The following is a 1,314-nucleotide window of genomic DNA, read 5'->3' on the forward strand; positions in this document are numbered from 1 at the left end:
TCACTACTGTCCACTAAAAAATGGACGATTAAAAATTAAATAAATTTGGTTCACTTGAACCGCTTCGTTCTTTGATATTTTTGAAATTAGTTTTGTTAAAGAGGTCGCTCAAACAAGTTTTATCCGTAAGTGATATGCTTAGAATTTGAAGAACTTCATATGTTGTTCTATCCAATTTTAAGTCATGCTGAATGATTGCTATCAGGCAGTAAGCAGTAATTGCAGAATATATTTGTATTCTTACAGCATTTTCTGTACTACCCCAGAACTTCTTTATTTTAAGGTGTTGTTTAAACCATTTAAAGAAGAGCTCGACCTGCCATCTGTTTTTATAAAGTTCGGCAACTTGCAACGGTGAGAGCTTCATGGCATTGGTCAGGAATGTAAATTCTCGTTTCTGTTCTTCATCCCAATAACATACTTTGCGTATTTGCATAGGATAGTCTTTGGAACTTTTATAAATGGTCAATTCACCTATTGCATCAGATAATACATTCTTCGGCAATCGACGTTTCCACTGTTTTGCTTTGAACTGTAAATTTGACTTTGCTCTGACAACAAAATAGGAGCCGATTGATTCTATCCTGAACAGGCTCTTAAAACTGTTGTAAGCCCTGTCAAAGATGTAGTAAGCACCTGTTTCGTAAGGAATCTCATCCATAGCCTTGCTGTCGTGTACCGATGCTGTCGTTATATGGAAGAAAGCAGGTATCTGAGTCTCTATATCATATAGAGTGTGTACTTTTATACCACCTTTTTTCTTACGGAACTTAGCCCACCAAAAAACACTTAAACACAAGTCTATGGTGGTAGAATCAAAAGCGTAGATATTTCCACCAAGTTTGAAAATATCAGTCTTACGTTTAGTACGTGCTTGTTCTACCATGTAATAGGCAAATGCTTCAAAGATGCGATAATCACGATTTTGGTTAGCTTTTGCTAAATTGCTTCTGGTTACATACTTGCCAAGACCTAAGTGATAAGTCTTCTTTTGATGAGCTTCCAAAGCTACTATAAGATCACGTAAACTCTCTCTGTTTGATAATTGTCCGAACATCAATGTGAGCAACTGGTTCCAACAAGTGAAGAACTTCACATATTTGTCGCCACCAAACTTGCGCACAAGGTAATTGAAGTGGTTTCTATCCAGGAATGTGACTAACTGAGCAAAAACGTATTTATCTTGAAACATATGCAGCACTATTATAGTACGCAAAATTACAAGTTCAAGTCCGTTGACTCAGAAAATATCTGTAACTAACTATATTTCAAATGTTTCAAAGAACGATTGCGAGTTTTTAGTGGACACTAATG

1 protein-coding gene is annotated in these 1,314 nt (G+C 36.1%); it reads right to left on the reverse strand.

What is annotated here, in order from left to right; translation table 11 throughout:
• Nucleotides 1-28: 28 nt before the first annotated feature.
• Nucleotides 29-1,192, reverse strand: coding sequence for an IS4 family transposase (locus M2137_RS14795; protein WP_280767198.1), 1,164 nt, complete (start codon nucleotides 1,190-1,192; stop codon nucleotides 29-31).
• Between the last annotated feature and the right edge of the window lie 122 nt (nucleotides 1,193-1,314).

The sequence above is a fragment of the Parabacteroides sp. PFB2-10 genome (assembly GCF_029893085.1).
Lineage (GTDB): Bacteria > Bacteroidota > Bacteroidia > Bacteroidales > Tannerellaceae > QVMG01.